Genomic DNA, 15,682 nt, shown 5'->3' on the forward strand with positions numbered 1-15,682 from the left:
CTCCGGGCGCGCGGACTCTCGGCACACAGATCTCCTGTGGGCTGTGGCGTCACGACACTGGACGCCCGCATTGCTGTTCCTCATAGGTAACACAGTTGGAAGCGCTCTCCGAACCGGCACGGGCGTGCGGCCGATTTCTTCACACGACCGCAACACGCTCACTCCGTGCGCAGCGCCCGCTTCTCGCGCTCGAGCTCGACCAGGCGCACCTGCACCGCGCGCGCCATCACCGGATCGGCGGACGCGCGCTGGAGCGCCCCGCGCAGCTCGGCGATCTCGCGGAGCAGATCGCGCTCGATGAGCGAGATCGCCACGTCCCGGGAGTAGCGGGCGAGCCCCTCCTCGTCGGCGGCCGGGATCGGCGCCACCGCGAGCTGGCGCACCAGCGAGGCGAAGGGGCCGGGGACGTCGTCGGCGACGTGCTCGACCCAGTCGCGGTCCTCCGCCCGCTCGAGGTTCGCGACCACGGCGTCACGGACCACGCGGAGGGTCTCGTTGGTGACCGCCGCGTGCGCCGCCCGGGCCAGGAGCTCCGGACCCATCGCCTGGGGCAGCTGGAGCATCGCCATCAGCGCCTCCCGCTCGATGCGCGTGACGACGTCGACGGGGAGGTCGGCGATGCGCGCGCCGAGGGGCGCCTCGGCCGCGGGTGATCCGCCGCCGCCCCGGCCGCCCTGCTGGTCGCGGCCCTCGGGTCCGGAGGAGCGGGGCCGGGATCCGGCGGAGCGCACGGCGGAGTTGACCTCGGCCATGTCCAGGCCGAGCATCCGGGCGAGCTCGCGGGAGTAGCCGGGCCGCAGCGCCGGGTCGCGGATCTCGGCGACGACCGGGGCGGCCGCGCGCAGGGCCGCGATCCGGCCCTCGACCGTCTCGAGGTCGTAGCGGTCCAGCAGCTGCCGGATCACGAACTCGAACATCGGCTTCTTGTCGTCGATGAGGCGGCGGACGGCGTCGTCTCCGCGGTTCAGGCGGAGGTCGCAGGGGTCCAGGCCCTCGGGCGCGACGGCGACGAAGGTCTGCGCGGCGAAGCGGTGCTCCTCCTGGAACGCGCGCATCGCGGCCTTCTGGCCCGCCGCGTCGGGGTCGAAGGTGAAGACGACCTCGCCGACGCCGCTGTCGTCGCCCAGCACCCGGCGCAGCACCTTGATGTGGTCGACGCCGAAGGAGGTGCCGCAGGTGGCGACCGCGGTGGTGACGCCGGCGAGGTGGCAGGCCATGACGTCCGTGTAGCCCTCGACGACGACCACCCGGTGCCCGCGGGAGATGTCCCGCTTGGCGAGGTCGAGCCCGTAGAGCACCTGGGACTTGTGGTAGACGGGCGTCTCGGGGGTGTTGAGGTACTTGGGGCCCTTGTCCTCCTCGAGGAGGCGGCGGGCGCCGAAACCGACGGTCTGGCCGGTCACGTCGCGGATCGGCCAGACGAGGCGGCCGCGGAAGCGGTCGTAGACGCCGCCGCGGTTGTTGCTGCTGACCAGCCCGGCCGTGGTCAGCTCCTCCTCCGAGAAGCCGCGGCGCTTGAGCGCGGTGGTGAGACCGTCCCAGCCGTCGGGCGCGAAGCCGACGCCGAAGCGGTCGGCGGCGGCGCGGTCGAAGCCCCGCTCGCCGAGGAAGCGCCGGCCGACGTCGGCGCCCGGGGTCGCGAGCTGCTCGCGGAAGTACTCCTCCGCGGCGTCGTTCGCGGCGAGGAGGCGCGCTCGCCCGCCGGTCTCGGGCGCGCGGCCGTCGCCGTCCTCGTACTGCAGCGGGAAGCCGATGCGCCCGGCGAGTCGCTCGACGGTCTCGCTGAACGAGCTGTGGTCCATCTTCATGACGAAGCTGTAGACGTCGCCTGACTCCTGGCAGCCGAAGCAGTGGTAGAAGCCGGCCTGCGGGCGGACGTGGAAGCTGGGGCTGCGCTCGTCGTGGAAGGGGCAGAGGCCCTTCAGCGAGCCGACGCCGGCCGACTTCAACGTGACGTACTCGCCGATCACGTCGCCGATGTTCACCCGCGCCTTGACCTCCTCGACATCTGACTGTCGGATCCGAGGCATGGGGTCCATCGTATCGGCCGCCGGAGCCGCCGAGCCGGGGTGGGGAGAACTGCACCAGGGCGGCGCGGATCACCCCCGAGACCTGTGATCGCCCCGCACCCCGAGATCAGGGTCATCCCTGATCCGCACCCGCCCGCCGTCTCCGAGAATCGACCCATGCCCCCTGCCGCCTCCCGCCCGCCTCTCCTGCGTGCTCTGCTCGTCACCCTGCTCGGCGGTCTCGCCCTGGGCGGGCTCACCAGCCTGCTGCAGGGCTCCCTCCCGCCGTCGGTGAGCTCGTTCGCCAACTCCTCCGGGGGCTGGTCCATGCTCGTGTTCGCGCTCGTGCGCCTCGGCGGCGCCCGACCGGCGGCGGCGACCGCTCTCGGCCTGCTGAGCTTCTGGGCGCTGCTCGAGGGCTACGACCTGGTGACCGCGGCGCGCGGCTTCGGCTACTCGCCTCCCTTCACGGACGTCTTCTGGCTGCTCGCCGTCCCCGCCGGGCCGATCCTGGGCGCCGCCGCCGCGCTCACCCTCCACGGCTCGAGGACGTGGCGCGTCCTGGCCGTCGCGCCGCTCTCGGGCGTGCTGATCGGCGAGGGCGTCTGGGCGCTGGGCGCGGTCGCCGACACCACGAGTCCGGTGTACTGGTGGCTCCAGATCGTCCTGGGCGCGGGCTTCCTCGTCCTGGCCGTCGTGCGGAGGAGGCCGCGGGCACTCGTCTCGCTCGCGGCGCTCGGCGTCACCGCGGCGGCCGCCGTCGCCTTCTCCGTCGTCTACTCCGCGCTGTGAACCGTTCGAGAGGGTCGTCGCGGACCTTCCGCGCACTCGCGGGTTCCGCCCTCCTCCTGGCCGTCGCCGGGTGCACCACCACCGCGGACGCCCCGGTCGCGCCGCCGTCGTCCGCCTCCGTGCCGTCGTCGGCGTCCTCCGCCACCCCTCCTCCGATCGACGTCTCCGCCGAGCTGGCCGCGCTCGAGAACGAGTTCGACGCCCGGATCGGCGTCAGCGCCGTCGACACCGGCTCGGGTCGCCGGGTCGATCACCGGGCCGACGAGCGCTTCGGCTTCGCCTCGAGCCTCAAAGCCCTCGCCGCGGCGGAGTTCCTGCGCACCGTCCCCGCCGCCGAGCGGGACGAGGTGGTCACCTGGACCGTCGCCGACGTCGAGGCGGCGGGCTACTCCCCCGTCACGGAGGAGAGCACCGCCACCGGCCTGCCGCTGTCGCAGCTCGCCGAGGCGGCCGTCCGCCGGAGCGACAGCACAGCGCTGAATCTCGTGCTCCGGCGCCTCGGCGGACCCTCCGCCCTCGACCGTGGACTCGAGGCTCTCGGCGACACCACCACTGAGGTGGTGAACGAGGAGCCCGCGCTGAACACGATCGAGCCCGACAGCACCGAGGACACCACCACCCCGGCCGCGTTCACGGCGGACCTCGCCGCGGTCGCCACCGGTGACGTGCTGTCCGCGGAGGACCGGGCGCTCCTGCTCGACTGGATGAGCGGCAACGCGACCGGCGACACTCTCGTCCGGGCGGGCGCTCCGGCCGGCTGGAGCGTTGCGGACAAGTCCGGGGGCGCCGGCGGGATCCGCAACGACGTCGCCGTGGTGACGTCTCCCGGGCGGGACGCGGTCGTGCTGTCGATCCTCTCGGCGCGCAACGACCCCGAGGCGGAGTACGACGACGCGCTGGTCGCCCGCGCCGCGGCCGTCGTGCTGGGAGCCCTGCGGTAGCGTCCGCCCGGCGTCAGCAGTGCCGGTTCACGTAGCCCGCTGCGCCACGGGGGACGACGTCGCGGTCGCGGAGGGTGACCGAGATGCTCCGGCCCTGCGCGGCGCAGGCCTCGGCGTAGGCGGACCGGCCGTTGTCGGTGTACTCGATCTCGTAGACCTGGCGCCCGTAGACGTCCGTGTACGCCGCGCACTCGTCGTAGACCTGGCACTCCTCGACGACGGCGAAGTCGAAGCCGACCGTCCTCTTCCCGGCAGCGGCGAGGTCGGCTCCGTTCTTCTGGCCGATCGCCAGGCCGGAGCGGTGAGCGCGCGCCGTTAGGAGGGTGGCGAACGCCAGCGCCTGCGACTCGGTCAGCCTCCCGCCCGAGCGGGTGTAGCTGTCCGGATTGTCGGCCTCGACGGCCGACCGGCCGACCCGCACGCCAGCACATCGCCTCAGACGGACGGACCCTGCTCCCTGGAACCCACCACCCCGACAAGCCGACCGCGGTGACGCCTGGCGGTGACCGGCGTGCCCACCGGCACCGCCGAACGGCCGATCCGCGTGCCAGCGGATCGCCCTAGGCGGACGCACCCCGCTCTACGAAACGCACCACGTCGCCAAGCCGACCGCGCCACGCCGGGCAAGGACCGGCGTGCCACCGGCACAGCCGAACGGCCGATCCGCGTCCCAGCGGATCGCCCTAGGCGGACGCACCCCGCTCCCTGGAACGCACCACCTCGACAAGCCGACCGCGGCGACGCCGGGCAGGGACCGGCGGCACAGCTGAGCCGGGCGCCGCCCGGCTCAGCTCATCAGCACAGCCTCTCGAACCAGGCGAGGGCGCTCTGGTCGGTGAGGTTGGCGACCTGGTCGACGACGACGCGGCGGCGGGCGTCGTCGTCGGGGGCGGCGTGCCAGTCCTCGGCGAAGCCGGGCTCGAGGGATCCCGGGCCGCGGTCGAGGAGCGTGTCGGCGAGGCGGGTGAGGACTTCGCGCTGCTGGGCGTAGATGGGCTGGCGGGTGTTCCGCGACATCACGAACGTCGCGACGATCCCCTTGAGCACGGCGATCTCGGCCTGCTGCTCGCGGGGGACGACGACGTGGCCGCCGAAGCGGACGAGGTCGGGGTGCTGGTACGCCTCGCGGGTGGCCTCGGTGGCGGCGGCGGCGAAGCGGCCGATGAGCTGGCTGGTCAGGTTCTTGAGCCGGGCCTGGTCGCGGCGGGAGCCGTCCCAGGAGGAGACCCACACGTCGAGCGAGTCGAGACGGTCGAAGGCGGCGACGAGCTCGTCGTGGCCGACCTCCCCGCCGACCCAGGAGTGCATCGACTGCACGAGGTCCTCGTGGTCGGCGCGGGAGCCGAGTGCTTCGACGTCGATGTAGCCGGAGACCACCGCGTCCTCGAAGTCGTGCACGGAGTAGGCGATGTCGTCCGAGAGGTCCATCACCTCGGCCTCGATGCAGCGCACCCCCTCGGGGGCGCCCTCGCGCATCCAGGCGAACGCGGGGGCGTCGTCGGCGTAGAAGCCGAACTTGGCGCGCCCCGACGGGTCCGCGACCGAGCGCGTGTCGGGCCAGGGGTACTTGCAGCTCGCGTCGATGCTGGCGCGGGTGAGGTTCAGCCCGTAGGGGCGGGCGTCGTCGCCGAACACCTTCGGCTCGAGCCGCGTGAGCAGCCGGAAGGTCTGCGCGTTGCCCTCGAAGCCGCCGATCCCCTCGGCCCAGGTGTTGAGCGCGCGCTCGCCGTTGTGCCCGAACGGCGGATGCCCGATGTCGTGCGCGAGGCAGGCCGTGTCGACGACGTCGGGGTCCAGGTCGAGGCTCGTGGCGAGCTCCCGGCCGATCTGCGCCACCTCGAGCGAGTGGGTCAGGCGGTTGCGCGCGAAGTCGACGCCCGCCGTGGGGCTGAGCACCTGGGTCTTCGCGGCCAGGCGGCGGAGCGCGCTGGAGTGGAAGAGCCGGGCGCGGTCGCGGGCGAAGTCGGAGCGGCGGGTCGAGTGGTCCTCCGGCAGGAATCGCTCGGTGTCGACGAGCGAGTACCCCCAGAGCGCGCGGTCATCCACCGCTGTTGTGGATCTCGGCGGCCGAGACCGCGTCGCGCTGCCCGGCGTCGAGCTCGCGGGACTCGAGCCAGCGGTCCGGGAGGGAGGGGACCTTGGGCGAGCCGGCACGGCCCCGCTGACCCTCGGCCGCCTCGCCCGGGTAGGGCTGCGTCCAGTCGAGCGTCGCCAGGAGCTCGTCGAGCTGCGCGAGCGACTCGACCGTGGCCAGGCGGGCCCGGAGGTCGCCGCCGACGGCGTAGCCCTTGAAGTACCAGGCGACGTGCTTGCGGATGTCGCGGCAGCCGCGCTCCTCGCTCTCGAAGAAGTCGACGAGCAGCTCCGCGTGGCGGCGGAACGCCTCGGCGACCTGTCCGAGCGAAGGGCGGAACCGCTCGTCGGAGCCGGCGAACGCGGCGGCGAGGTCGCCGAAGAGCCAGGGGCGCCCGAGGCAGCCGCGACCGACGACGACTCCGTCGCAGCCCGTCTCGGCCATCATCCGCAGCGCGTCCTCGGCCGACCAGATGTCGCCGTTGCCCAGCACGGGCACGCTCGTGACCGTCTCCTTGAGCATGGCGATCGCCGACCAGTCGGCGTGCCCGCTGTAGAACTCGGAGGCGGTGCGCGCGTGCAGCGCGATCGACGCGACCCCGGCGCCCTCGGCGGCACGGGCGGCCTCGAGGTAGGTGAGGTGGTCCGGGTCGATGCCCTTGCGCATCTTGACGGTGAGCGGGACGTCGCCGGCCGCCTTCACGGCGCCCTCGACGATCTGCCGGAACAGCGGGAGCTTCCACGGCAGGGCCGCTCCCCCGCCCTTCCGGGTGACCTTGGGCACGGGGCAGCCGAAGTTGAGGTCGATGTGGTCGGCCCGGTCCTCGGCGACGAGCATGGTGACCGCCTCGGCGACGGTGACCGGGTCCACTCCGTAGAGCTGGATCGAGCGCACCGACTCGCTGGGGTGGTGGCGGATGAGGCGCATCGACTCCGGCGTGCGCTCGACGAGCGCGCGGGAGGTGATCATCTCGCTCACGTAGAGGCCGTTGCCGAACTCGCGGCAGAGGCGGCGGAACGCCGTGTTGGTGATACCCGCCATGGGGGCGAGCACCACCGGCGCGTCGAGTTCGAGGGGGCCGATCCGGAGCGCCGGCGCGGTGCGCGCGGGCGGGGCGGCCGTGAGAGTGGAGGACATCGGTATCGATTCTCCCAGATCCTGTGTTGGGGAAGGCGGAGTGACGAGCGGAGAGGTGGAGAGATGAACGGGAGCACACCTGTGGAGGACGGTTCGCAGCGGCTGGAGGCGGACGCGTCCGCCCGCGGCCTGGCGGTCGAGATCGTGGAGAGGCCCGCTGCCGGCAGCCTGCACGAGGCGGCCGCGCTGCTCGGCATCGAGCCCGGCGACATCGTGAAGTCGCTCGTGGTGAAGCGCCACGACGGCGGCTATCTGTTCGCCCTGGTCCCCGGCGGGCGGCAGATCGCGTGGCCGAAGCTGCGCGCGGTGGTCGGAGTGAACAAGCTCCGCCTCCCGGACGAGACGGCCGCCCTCGAGGCGACCGGCTACCGGCGCGGCACCATCACCCCGATCGGCTCCACGACGGCCTGGCCGGTCTACGCCGACGAGCGGATCCTCGGCCGCCGCGTCGCGATGGGTGCGGGCGCCGACGGGCGCAGCGCCTTCGTCGACGCGGACGCCCTCGTGGCCGCCTACGGCGCGACCGTGGCCGACATCACCGTGGAGGAGCCTCCGCGCTGATCGGCGGCACCTCGGCCTGCGGTTCCGCTTCCGTGGCCGGCGGCACGGCGCAGACGCCGTCCTCGCACTGCGGCCCCTCGGAGCCGCCGAGCATCTCGAACGGCCCGCTCACGCGACGGCCGCCCGCTGCTCCAGCACGTGCTCGAGGACCTCGGTGAACGCCGCCGGCTCCTGGGCGCCGGAGACTCCGAAGCGCCCGTCGAGGACGAAGAACGGCACCCCGGAGATCCCGTAGTCGCGGGCCTGCGCGAGGTCGGACTGCACCCGCCCGAGGTAGCGCCGGTCCTCGAGAGCGCGGCGCGTCTCCGCCGGGTCGAGCCCGACCTCGCCCGCGAGCGAGGCGAGCACCTCCGGATCGGCCAGGTCGCGGCCCTCGACGAAGTACGCGCTCAGGAGACGCTCGACGAGCTCGAGCTGCAGTCCGTTCTCCTTGGCGTGGTGGAGCGCCTGGTGGGCGGTGACCGTCTTGACGTGGCGCACCGACTCGAAGTGGTAGTCGAGGCCGACGCTCGCCGCGATCGCCGTGACGGAGTCGAGCATCTGCTGCGCCTGCGCCTCCGGGATGCCCTTGTGCTCGGCGAGGAACGCCGCCTCTCCCCCGCGGTAGTCCTCCGGCGTGTCCGGCGAGAGCTCGAAGCTGCGGTACTCCACGACGACCTCCGGAGCCTCGGGGTGGGCGGCGCGGAACGCCTCGAGCCCGCGCTCGAACCGGCGCTTCCCGATGTAGCACCAGGGGCAGGCGATGTCGGACCAGACGTCGACGGACAGGGGGCTCGGCTCAGCACTCACCCTCAGGACAACGGAGGAGGCGCCCCGCTATTCCCGCAGCACGCGGACGAGCTCGTCCACGTCGGACTCGTCGTTCCAGAGGTGGAAGGCGATGCGAAGCCGGCCGCCGCGGCCCGAGGCGCGCAGACCCGCGGCCTGCAGCAGCTCCAGGTCCGCTCCCCCCTCGTCCGGCCAGGACACGAGCGCCCGGTGCTGAGGCTCCCGGTCCAGCCGCTCGCACAGCAGGTCGCCGAGGCCGGAGGCGTGAGCCCAGACCGCGTCGAGGTCGAGCGAGCGGAACAGAGCGAGCGACGCCTCGGCGCCGGCGAACGCCTGCCAGGCCGGCGAGACGTCGAAGCGGCGGGCGTTCTCGGCCAGGTGCATGGCCGGTCCGTAGCAGGACGACCACACGTCCTCCCCCGAGTACCAGCCCGCCTGCACGGGGACGAGCTCGGCCGCGTAGTCGGGCGAGACGGTGAGGAACGCCACTCCGCGCGGCGAGCACAGCCACTTGTAGGCGTGGGTGAGGGTCGCGTCGAAGCGGGAGGCGTCGACCGGCAGGACGCCGGCCGCCTGCGTGAGGTCGCACGCGGTCCGCACTCCGTGGCGCGCAGCCGCCTCGAGGACGGCGTCGAGATCGGCGAGCGCTCCGCTGCTGGACTGCACGGCGGAGAAGACGACGAGGTCGTCCCCGTCCTCGACGGAGTCGGCCAGCGCCTCGAGCGCGACGGAGCGCACGGTCACTCCGCGGTGCGCCTGGGCGAGGAAGGGGAACACGATGGAGGAGAAGTCGCCGTCCACGCAGAGCACGCGGGCCCCGTCGGGCAGCGAGGCGGCGAGCACGGCGGCCATGGCGGAGGTCTGCGAGCCGATCGCGACCCGGTCGACCGGGACGCCGGCGATCGCGGCGAACGAGGCCCGCGCGCGCTCGGCGACAGCGCCGTAGGCGGCGGCCGTGCTCTCCCCGGACGACCAGCCGTCGAGGTCCGCCCGCAGCGCCTCGACGGTCTCCCGCGGCGGCAGACCGAGGGTGCAGGCGTTGTGGTAGCCGCGGGCACCGGCGAAGCGCGCGCGCAGGTCGGCGGAGTTCGGCAGTGCGGTGCTCACCTCTCGAGGATGACGCTCCGGAGCCGGATCGCCAAGACCGGGGAGCGACCGGGCGCGTCGGCGGCGGGCCCGGTCAGCGGGCGGCGAGGGCGTGCGCCTGCTCGAGCACGGCGACGACCTCGCGGGCCTCGCGCACGTCGACCGGCGAGGGAGCGCCGTCCTGGAGCGACCGCGCGACCTGCTCGAGGAACGCGGCGTAGCGTCCCCGCTCACTCGGCACGGGATGCGCGCCGGAGTCGTCGACGAGGACGCCCCATCCCTCCGGCGCGACCTCGCCGAAGCCCTCGTCGTCGGGCCGAGCGCCGCCGGTACGGAGCGCGGTCTCCTGCGGATCGAGACCGTCGACGCTGAAGGCGGCGCGGGTGCCGAGCACGCGGAAGCGGGGGCCGGTCGCCCGGGCGACGCGGCTCATGGTGAGGTGGGAGCGGACGCCGCTGTGATGCAGGAGCGAGACGAACGCGTCGTCCTCGCTCGCCGAGCCCTCGTGGACGGTCCGGGTCTCGGCCGCCGTGACGACCGCCGGGCCGAACAGCAGCAGCGCCTGGTCGACCAGGTGGCTGCCGAGATCGAAGAGGATCCCGCCGCCCTCGGCCGAGCCCGTGTCGTTCTGCCACCGTCCCGGCTTCGGCGCGCTCCAGCGCTCGAAGGTCGACTCGAAGCGGAGGACCTCGCCGAGGACCCCTTCGCCCAGGAGGCGGCGGAGCGTGAGCAGATCGGCGTCCCAGCGCCGGTTCTGGAAGACGAAGACGGGCGCACCGCTCCGCTCGGAGGCGGCGATGATCGCGTCCGCGTCGGCCGTGCTCGGTGCGAAGGGCTTGTCGATCACGACGGCGACGCCGGCCTCGAGCACCCGGACGGCCTGCTCCCGGTGCACCGACGGCGGCGAGGCGAGCACGACCAGCTCCGGCCGCTCGGCGAGCACCGCGTCGAGGTCGGGCACGATCCGGGCCTCCGGATGCGCGGCGGAGGCCGCGGCCCTCCGACCGGCGTCGCGGGTGGAGACGGCGACGACCTCGAAAGCCGGGTCGGCCGCGAGGAACGGACCGTGGAAGACGCTGCCGGCGAGCCCGAAGCCCACGATCCCAGCCCGGATCACGAGGAGGCCCCCGGCACGTCGACCGCGCCGCCGAAACGGCGGGAGCGGCCGGAGTAGTGCTCGATCGCGTCCCAGAGATCGGTCCGCGTGAAGTCCGGCCAGAGCCGGTCGAGGAACACCATCTCGGCGTAGGCGCTCTGCCAGAGCAGGAAGTTGCTGGTGCGCTGCTCGCCGGAGGAGCGCACGAAGAGGTCGACGTCCGGCATCTCGGGCACGTAGAGCGCCCGGGCGATCGTCTTCTCGGAGATGCCGGAGGGCTTGAGCCGCCCCGCCTGGACCTCGGCGGCGAGCCGCTGCACCGCGTCGGCGATCTCGGTGCGCCCGCCGTAGTTGACGCACATGGTGAGGGTGAGCACGTCGTTGTCCGCGGTCATCCGCTCGGCGAACTGCAGCTCGTTGATCACCGACGCCCACAGGCGCGGCTTCCGCCCGGCCCAGCGGATGCGCACGCCCCACTCGTTGAGCTGATCGCGGCGGCGGTGCAGCACGTCGCGGTTGAAGCCCATCAGGAAGCGCACCTCCTCGGGCGAGCGCTTCCAGTTCTCGGTCGAGAACGCGTAGACGCTGAGGTGCTTCACGCCGATCTGGATCGCTCCGGCCACGACGTCCAGCAGCGCCGTCTCGCCGCGCTTGTGCCCCTCGATCCGCGTCAGGCCGCGGGAGTTCGCCCAGCGGCCGTTGCCGTCCATCACGATGGCGACGTGCCCCGGAACGGCCTTCCGCGGGATCGCGGGCGGGTGGATCCCGGTCCAGTCGAGGGGGCGGTACGGCTCGGCGTCCTTGTGGGTGAAGGGCTTCATCGGGTGACGTGCTCCAGGGATCTCAGACCGCGTTCGAGGTGGAACTGCGTGTAGGCGGCGACCACTCCGCTCGCCCGCGACCGCGTGGTCGGCTCGGTGGTCTCGGCGTGGGCCCAGTCTCCCGTGAGCAGTGCGCCCAGCAGGACCACGACCTCCGGCGCGACCCGCGGTGCGCCGGGCGGCGTGCAGTCGGCGCAGACGACGCCTCCGAGCTGCACCACGACCGCGCCGTGCGGCCCGGGGGCGCCGCAACGCGCGCAGTCCTCGAAGCTGGGCGCCCAGCCCGCGATCGAGAGCGCCCGCAGGAGGTAGGAGTCGAGCGTCAGCACCGGCTCGTGCTCGTGCTTCGAGAGCGAGCGCAGGGCCCCGACGAGCAGCAGGTACTGCTGCAGGGAGGCGTCCGCGTCAGTGAGGCGGTCCGCCGTCTCGACCATCGCGCTCGCCGCCGTGTAGCTGTCGTAGTCGGCCGCGATCAGCGCACCGTAGGCGCCGAGCGACTCGGCCTGCGTGACGATGTCGAGGCTCCGGCCCTCGTAGAGCTGGAGGTCGGCGACCATGAACGGCTCGAGCCGCGAGCCGAACTTGGAGCCGGTCTTGCGCACGCCCTTCGCCACCGCGCGGATCTTGCCGTGGCTGCGCGAGAGCAGCGTCACGATGCGGTCGGCCTCGCCCAGCTTGTGCGTGCGGAGCACCACGGCTTCGTCGCGATAGGTGGGCATCCTCCGATTATCCCCCCGACCCCCGACACCCGGCTGGCAGCCCGGCCGGGGCAGGGCCCGCGGCGTGGAACGATGTCCGGGTGGCAGCCTCCCTCTTCGAGATCCCGGCCTGGGCCGACCTGCTCGCGATCGCCATCGGCTGCCTCCAGGGCGCGATGTTCGCGGGCGAGTTCCGCGACCGCCGGATCGACCTGCTCGGCGTCACGATCATCGGCACGGCCACCGGCCTCGGCGGCGGCGTGCTCCGCGATCTGCTGCTCCAGACGCCCCTGGTGGCCCTGCACACCGACGCGTACCTGATCGTCGCGGTGACCGCCTCCCTGCTCGGGATGCTGCTCCAGCACCTGCTGAACCGGGTCGACGGGACGATCACCGCTCTCGACGCGCTGACCCTCGGGCTCTTCGGCGCGATCGGCACCACGAAGGCCCTGTCGCTCGGCGTGCCGGAGGTGCCGGCCGTGTTCGTCGGCACCGTCTCGGCCGTCGGCGGATCCGTCGTCCGCGACATCCTGCTGAACCGGCCGATCGCGCTGATGCACGTCGGCTCGCTCTACGCGGTCGCCGCCTCGGTGGGCACGGGCGTGCTGGTCCTCGCGCTGCGCTTCGGAGTGACGATCGACTTCGCCGCGCCGCTCGCGGTGGGCGTGACCACGGTCATCCGCCTGCTCGCGGTCCGCTACGGCTGGAGCCTGCCCGAGCAGCGCGCGCTCAGCGGGGTGCCGCGCCTGCGCTGGCGCCGCCGGACCTAGCGGCGGCCGACCCGGACGCAGGGAGCGGAGCCCCGCGCGGTCCGCGCACGGGAACGCCGGGGGAGCCGCGACGCATCACGGCTCCCCCGGCGGGGATCGGGCCTGATCAGGCGGAGGCGCCGGCCAGCTCGCGGACCGGGACCTCCTCGCGCAGGGCGCGATTGACGGCCGAGACGATGGCCTTGAGGGAGGCGGTCGAGATGTCGGCGTCCACGCCCACGCCCCACAGGGTGCGGCCGTTCACCGTGCACTCGACGTACGAGGCGGCCAGCGCGTCGCCGCCGGCGCTGAGCGCGTGCTCGACGTAGTCGAGGACCCGGACCTCGACGCCCTGCTGCTCCAGCACGGCCTCGAAGGCGTTGATCGGGCCGTTGCCCCGCGAGCTGGCCGAGACGCGCTCGTCGCCCACCCGGAGGACCGCGTCCAGCGCGATGCTGCCGCCCAGATCGCTCGACGTGTTCGTGCGCAGCAGCTCGAAGCGGCCCCACTTCTCGTCGGCGCGCTCGGCGGGCGCCGGCAGGTACTCGTCCTGGAACACCGTCCAGATCTGCTCGCTCGTGACCTCGCCTCCCTCGGCGTCGGTCTTGGCCTGCACGACGCCCGAGAACTCGATCTGCAGTCGGCGCGGCAGGTCGAGCGCGTGGTCCGTCTTCAGCAGGTACGCGACTCCGCCCTTGCCGGACTGCGAGTTGACGCGGATGACCGCCTCGTAGGAGCGGCCCAGGTCCTTCGGGTCCACCGGCAGGTAGGGCACGGCCCAGGTGAGCTCGTCGACGCCGCGGCCGGTCTGCTCGGCCTCGGCCTGCATCGCCTCGAAGCCCTTCTTGATGGCGTCCTGGTGCGAGCCGCTGAAGGCGGTGAAGACCAGGTCGCCCGCCCAGGGGCTGCGCTCGGGCACGGGCAGCTGGTTGCAGTACTCGGCGGTGCGCTTGATGCCGTCCATGTCGCTGAAGTCGATCTGCGGGTCGATCCCCTGGGTGAAGAGGTTCACGCCCAGCGCGACCAGGTCGACGTTGCCGGTGCGCTCGCCGTTGCCGAAGAGGCAGCCCTCGATCCGGTCGGCGCCGGCCAGGTAGCCCAGCTCGGCGGCCGCCACGGCCGTGCCGCGGTCGTTGTGGGGGTGCAGCGACAGCACGATGTTCTCGCGCTGCGCGAGGTTGCGGCTCATCCACTCGATCGAGTCGGCGTAGACGTTCGGGGTGGCCATCTCGACGGTGGCGGGCAGGTTCAGGATGACCTTGCGCTCGGGAGTCGGCTCGAAGACCTCGACGACGCGATCGCAGATCTCGCGGGCGAAGTCGAGCTCGGTGCCGGTGTAGCTCTCGGGCGAGTACTCGTAGTAGACGGCCGTGCCGGGGACGGTCGACTCCATCTCGCGGCACTTGCGGGCGCCGGCAAGCGCGATGTCGATGATGCCCTGACGGTCCTTGCGGAACACGACCTCGCGCTGCAGCACGCTCGTGGAGTTGTAGAGGTGCACGATCGCCTGGCGCGCGCCGCGGATCGACTCGTAGGTGCGCTCGATCAGGTGGTCGCGGGCCTGGGTCAGCACCTGGATGGTGACGTCCTCGGGGATCGCGCCCTCCTCGATGAGGCTGCGCACGAAGTCGAAGTCGGTCTGGCTCGCGCTCGGGAATCCGACCTCGATCTCCTTGTAGCCCATCCGGACCAGCAGATCGAACATGATGCGCTTGCGCTCGGGGCTCATCGGGTCGATGAGCGCCTGGTTGCCGTCGCGGAGGTCCACGGCGCACCAGCGGGGCGCGGTCGTGATGCGCTTCGACGGCCAGGTGCGGTCGGGCAGGTCCACGGCGATCAGCTCGTGGAAGGGACGGTACTTGCCGATCGGCATGGGCGACGGCTTCTGGTTGTTCAGCATGAGGTGCTCTCCCGGCGCAGTGGTGCGCACGTGTCTGTTCTCGCTCGTGACCGATCACGCTCGCGTGCGGCTCCGCTGGTGGGCGGTGCCGGTCGGGCGGTCTCGCGGGGATCCGGATGCGGATCGACCTCGCGGGCGAGGGATGGTTCAGCCGACGACGGACTCCGCGACGAGGATGGCCTGAGGATCAGATCTCGTCGCGGCGGAGAAGGAGGAGCTGTCCGAAGCGCACCCGGTCAGGGTAGCACCGCCCCCGCGGCGCGTCACCCCGGCGTCCCGCTCTAGGAGACCAGGCCGTTCTCGTAGGCGTAGACCACCAGCTGCACGCGGTCGCGCAGGCCGAGCTTGCCGAGGGTGCGGCTGATGTGCGTCTTCACCGTCGCCTCGCTCAGGAACTCGGCGCGCGCGATCTCGGTGTTGCTCATCCCCCGCGCGGCCAGGTGGAAGATCTCGCGCTCGCGGTCGGTGAGGGTCGCGAAGGCGGGCGGGGTCTCGCGTCCGCTGCCCGCCGCTCCGAAGTGCTCGAAGAGCTCGCGGGTCGCGGAGGCGGCGACCACGGCGGTCCCCGCGTGCACGGTGCGGACGGAGGCGAGGAGGAAGCCGGGCTCCGTGTCCTTCAGGAGGAAGCCGCTCGCGCCCGCCCGGATGGCGCGCGCGGCGGCCTCGTCGAGGTCGAAGGTGGTCAGCACGAGGATGCGCGGAGGCTCGACCCGCCGCTCCTGCGCGTCCGCGAGGATCCGCCGAGTCGACTCGATCCCGTCGACGCCCGGCATCCGGATGTCCATCAGCACGACGTCGGGGGCCAGCCGCGCGACCAGCTCCGCGCCCTCCGCCCCGTCCGAGGCCTCCCCGACCACCTCGAGGTCGGGCTGCGAGCCGAGCAGCATGCGGATGCCGGCGCGGAAGAGGGCCTGGTCGTCGACGAGGACGAGGCGGATGGTGTCGGTCATGCGGGGCTGCCTCCGGAGGCGAGGGGTGGTCGGGGAGGCCTCGGACGGGGCGGAGGGCGCGGAGCTGGTCGCGCGGCTGGCCCCCGACGTCGTGCTGATG

At 73.0% G+C, this 15,682-nt stretch carries 15 protein-coding genes; 4 read left to right on the top strand and 11 right to left on the bottom strand.

The window, feature by feature from the left end:
* Positions 1-158: 158 nt before the first annotated feature.
* Positions 159-2,030, bottom strand: coding sequence for a DNA primase (dnaG, locus tag C5C27_RS04170; protein ID WP_104313692.1), 1,872 nt, complete (start codon positions 2,028-2,030; stop codon positions 159-161).
* Between the two features lie 156 nt (positions 2,031-2,186).
* Here dnaG and C5C27_RS04175 point away from each other — a divergent pair, with 156 nt between their 5' ends.
* Both C5C27_RS04175 and bla read left to right on the top strand, forming a co-directional pair.
* Positions 2,187-2,801, top strand: coding sequence for a DUF6518 family protein (locus C5C27_RS04175; protein WP_104313693.1), 615 nt, complete (start codon positions 2,187-2,189; stop codon positions 2,799-2,801).
* On the top strand, positions 2,798-3,742 hold the full coding sequence (gene bla, locus C5C27_RS04180; protein ID WP_104313694.1) for a class A beta-lactamase: 945 nt from the start codon (positions 2,798-2,800) through the stop codon (positions 3,740-3,742). Before C5C27_RS04175 ends, bla begins: the two co-directional genes overlap by 4 nt.
* A 13-nt stretch (positions 3,743-3,755) precedes the next feature.
* Here bla and C5C27_RS04185 read toward each other — a convergent pair whose 3' ends face one another.
* The 3 genes from C5C27_RS04185 to dusB all read right to left on the bottom strand — a co-directional run bounded on the left by C5C27_RS04185 (position 3,756) and on the right by dusB (position 6,953).
* Entirely contained in the window at positions 3,756-4,163 is a 408-nt protein-coding gene (locus tag C5C27_RS04185; RefSeq protein ID WP_219813131.1) for an endo alpha-1,4 polygalactosaminidase, read from the bottom strand.
* Positions 4,164-4,537: 374 nt separating this feature from the next.
* Positions 4,538-5,788 carry a deoxyguanosinetriphosphate triphosphohydrolase gene (locus C5C27_RS04190; RefSeq protein WP_104260976.1) on the bottom strand — a complete coding sequence of 417 codons (1,251 nt, stop codon included), beginning with the start codon at positions 5,786-5,788 and terminating at the stop codon, positions 4,538-4,540.
* A complete protein-coding gene (gene dusB / locus C5C27_RS04195) occupies positions 5,781-6,953 on the bottom strand; it encodes a tRNA dihydrouridine synthase DusB (protein WP_104247508.1) in 1,173 nt (390 codons plus the stop codon). The genes C5C27_RS04190 and dusB overlap by 8 nt, the downstream gene beginning before the upstream one ends.
* Positions 6,954-7,016: 63 nt before the next feature.
* On the opposite strand from dusB, the gene C5C27_RS04200 reads away from it, so the two are divergent.
* The gene (locus tag C5C27_RS04200) at positions 7,017-7,514 is read left to right on the top strand and encodes an aminoacyl-tRNA deacylase (RefSeq protein ID WP_104223436.1); all 498 of its coding nucleotides are present in this window, start codon (positions 7,017-7,019) and stop codon (positions 7,512-7,514) included.
* A gap of 108 nt (positions 7,515-7,622) precedes the next feature.
* On the opposite strand, the gene C5C27_RS04205 is transcribed toward C5C27_RS04200, so the two are convergent.
* From C5C27_RS04205 to recO, 5 genes are all read right to left on the bottom strand, one after another.
* Entirely contained in the window at positions 7,623-8,303 is a 681-nt protein-coding gene (locus C5C27_RS04205; protein WP_104313696.1) for a DsbA family protein, read from the bottom strand.
* A 27-nt stretch (positions 8,304-8,330) separates the two neighbouring features.
* A complete protein-coding gene (locus C5C27_RS04210) occupies positions 8,331-9,389 on the bottom strand; it encodes an aminotransferase class V-fold PLP-dependent enzyme (protein ID WP_104313697.1) in 1,059 nt (352 codons plus the stop codon).
* Positions 9,390-9,462: 73 nt separating this feature from the next.
* Entirely contained in the window at positions 9,463-10,485 is a 1,023-nt protein-coding gene (locus tag C5C27_RS04215; protein ID WP_104313698.1) for a Gfo/Idh/MocA family oxidoreductase, read from the bottom strand.
* Positions 10,482-11,285, bottom strand: a complete 804-nt coding sequence (locus tag C5C27_RS04220; RefSeq protein ID WP_104238220.1) for an isoprenyl transferase — start codon at positions 11,283-11,285, stop codon at positions 10,482-10,484. The genes C5C27_RS04215 and C5C27_RS04220 overlap by 4 nt, the downstream gene beginning before the upstream one ends.
* Entirely contained in the window at positions 11,282-12,004 is a 723-nt protein-coding gene (gene recO, locus C5C27_RS04225; protein ID WP_104223431.1) for a DNA repair protein RecO, read from the bottom strand. Before recO ends, C5C27_RS04220 begins: the two co-directional genes overlap by 4 nt.
* 80 nt (positions 12,005-12,084) lie before the next feature.
* Between recO and C5C27_RS04230 the strand changes: the two genes are divergently transcribed.
* Positions 12,085-12,753 (top strand): trimeric intracellular cation channel family protein, encoded by a 669-nt coding sequence (locus C5C27_RS04230; protein ID WP_104223430.1) that lies wholly within the window; start codon positions 12,085-12,087, stop codon positions 12,751-12,753.
* A 106-nt stretch (positions 12,754-12,859) separates the two neighbouring features.
* On the opposite strand, the gene leuA is transcribed toward C5C27_RS04230, so the two are convergent.
* Complete coding sequence (leuA, locus tag C5C27_RS04235) at positions 12,860-14,632, bottom strand: 2-isopropylmalate synthase (protein WP_104313699.1); 1,773 nt, start codon at positions 14,630-14,632, stop codon at positions 12,860-12,862.
* Positions 14,633-14,913: 281 nt separating this feature from the next.
* Positions 14,914-15,582 (bottom strand): response regulator transcription factor, encoded by a 669-nt coding sequence (locus C5C27_RS04240; protein WP_104234459.1) that lies wholly within the window; start codon positions 15,580-15,582, stop codon positions 14,914-14,916.
* Between the last annotated feature and the right edge of the window lie 100 nt (positions 15,583-15,682).

This window comes from Rathayibacter sp. AY2B7 (assembly GCF_002931635.1).
Lineage (GTDB): Bacteria > Actinomycetota > Actinomycetes > Actinomycetales > Microbacteriaceae > Rathayibacter.

What these genes read in the sequence shown, in the direction of transcription:
- dnaG (WP_104313692.1), bottom strand. Translation starts at nt 2,030, where the DNA reads ATGCCTCGGATCCGACAGTCAGATGTCGAGGAGGTCAAGGCGCGGGTG.
- C5C27_RS04175 (WP_104313693.1), top strand. Translation starts at nt 2,187, where the DNA reads ATGCCCCCTGCCGCCTCCCGCCCGCCTCTCCTGCGTGCTCTGCTCGTC.
- dusB (WP_104247508.1), bottom strand. Translation starts at nt 6,953, where the DNA reads ATGTCCTCCACTCTCACGGCCGCCCCGCCCGCGCGCACCGCGCCGGCG.
- C5C27_RS04200 (WP_104223436.1), top strand. Translation starts at nt 7,017, where the DNA reads ATGAACGGGAGCACACCTGTGGAGGACGGTTCGCAGCGGCTGGAGGCG.
- C5C27_RS04220 (WP_104238220.1), bottom strand. Translation starts at nt 11,285, where the DNA reads ATGAAGCCCTTCACCCACAAGGACGCCGAGCCGTACCGCCCCCTCGAC.
- recO (WP_104223431.1), bottom strand. Translation starts at nt 12,004, where the DNA reads ATGCCCACCTATCGCGACGAAGCCGTGGTGCTCCGCACGCACAAGCTG.
- leuA (WP_104313699.1), bottom strand. Translation starts at nt 14,632, where the DNA reads ATGCTGAACAACCAGAAGCCGTCGCCCATGCCGATCGGCAAGTACCGT.
- C5C27_RS04240 (WP_104234459.1), bottom strand. Translation starts at nt 15,582, where the DNA reads ATGACCGACACCATCCGCCTCGTCCTCGTCGACGACCAGGCCCTCTTC.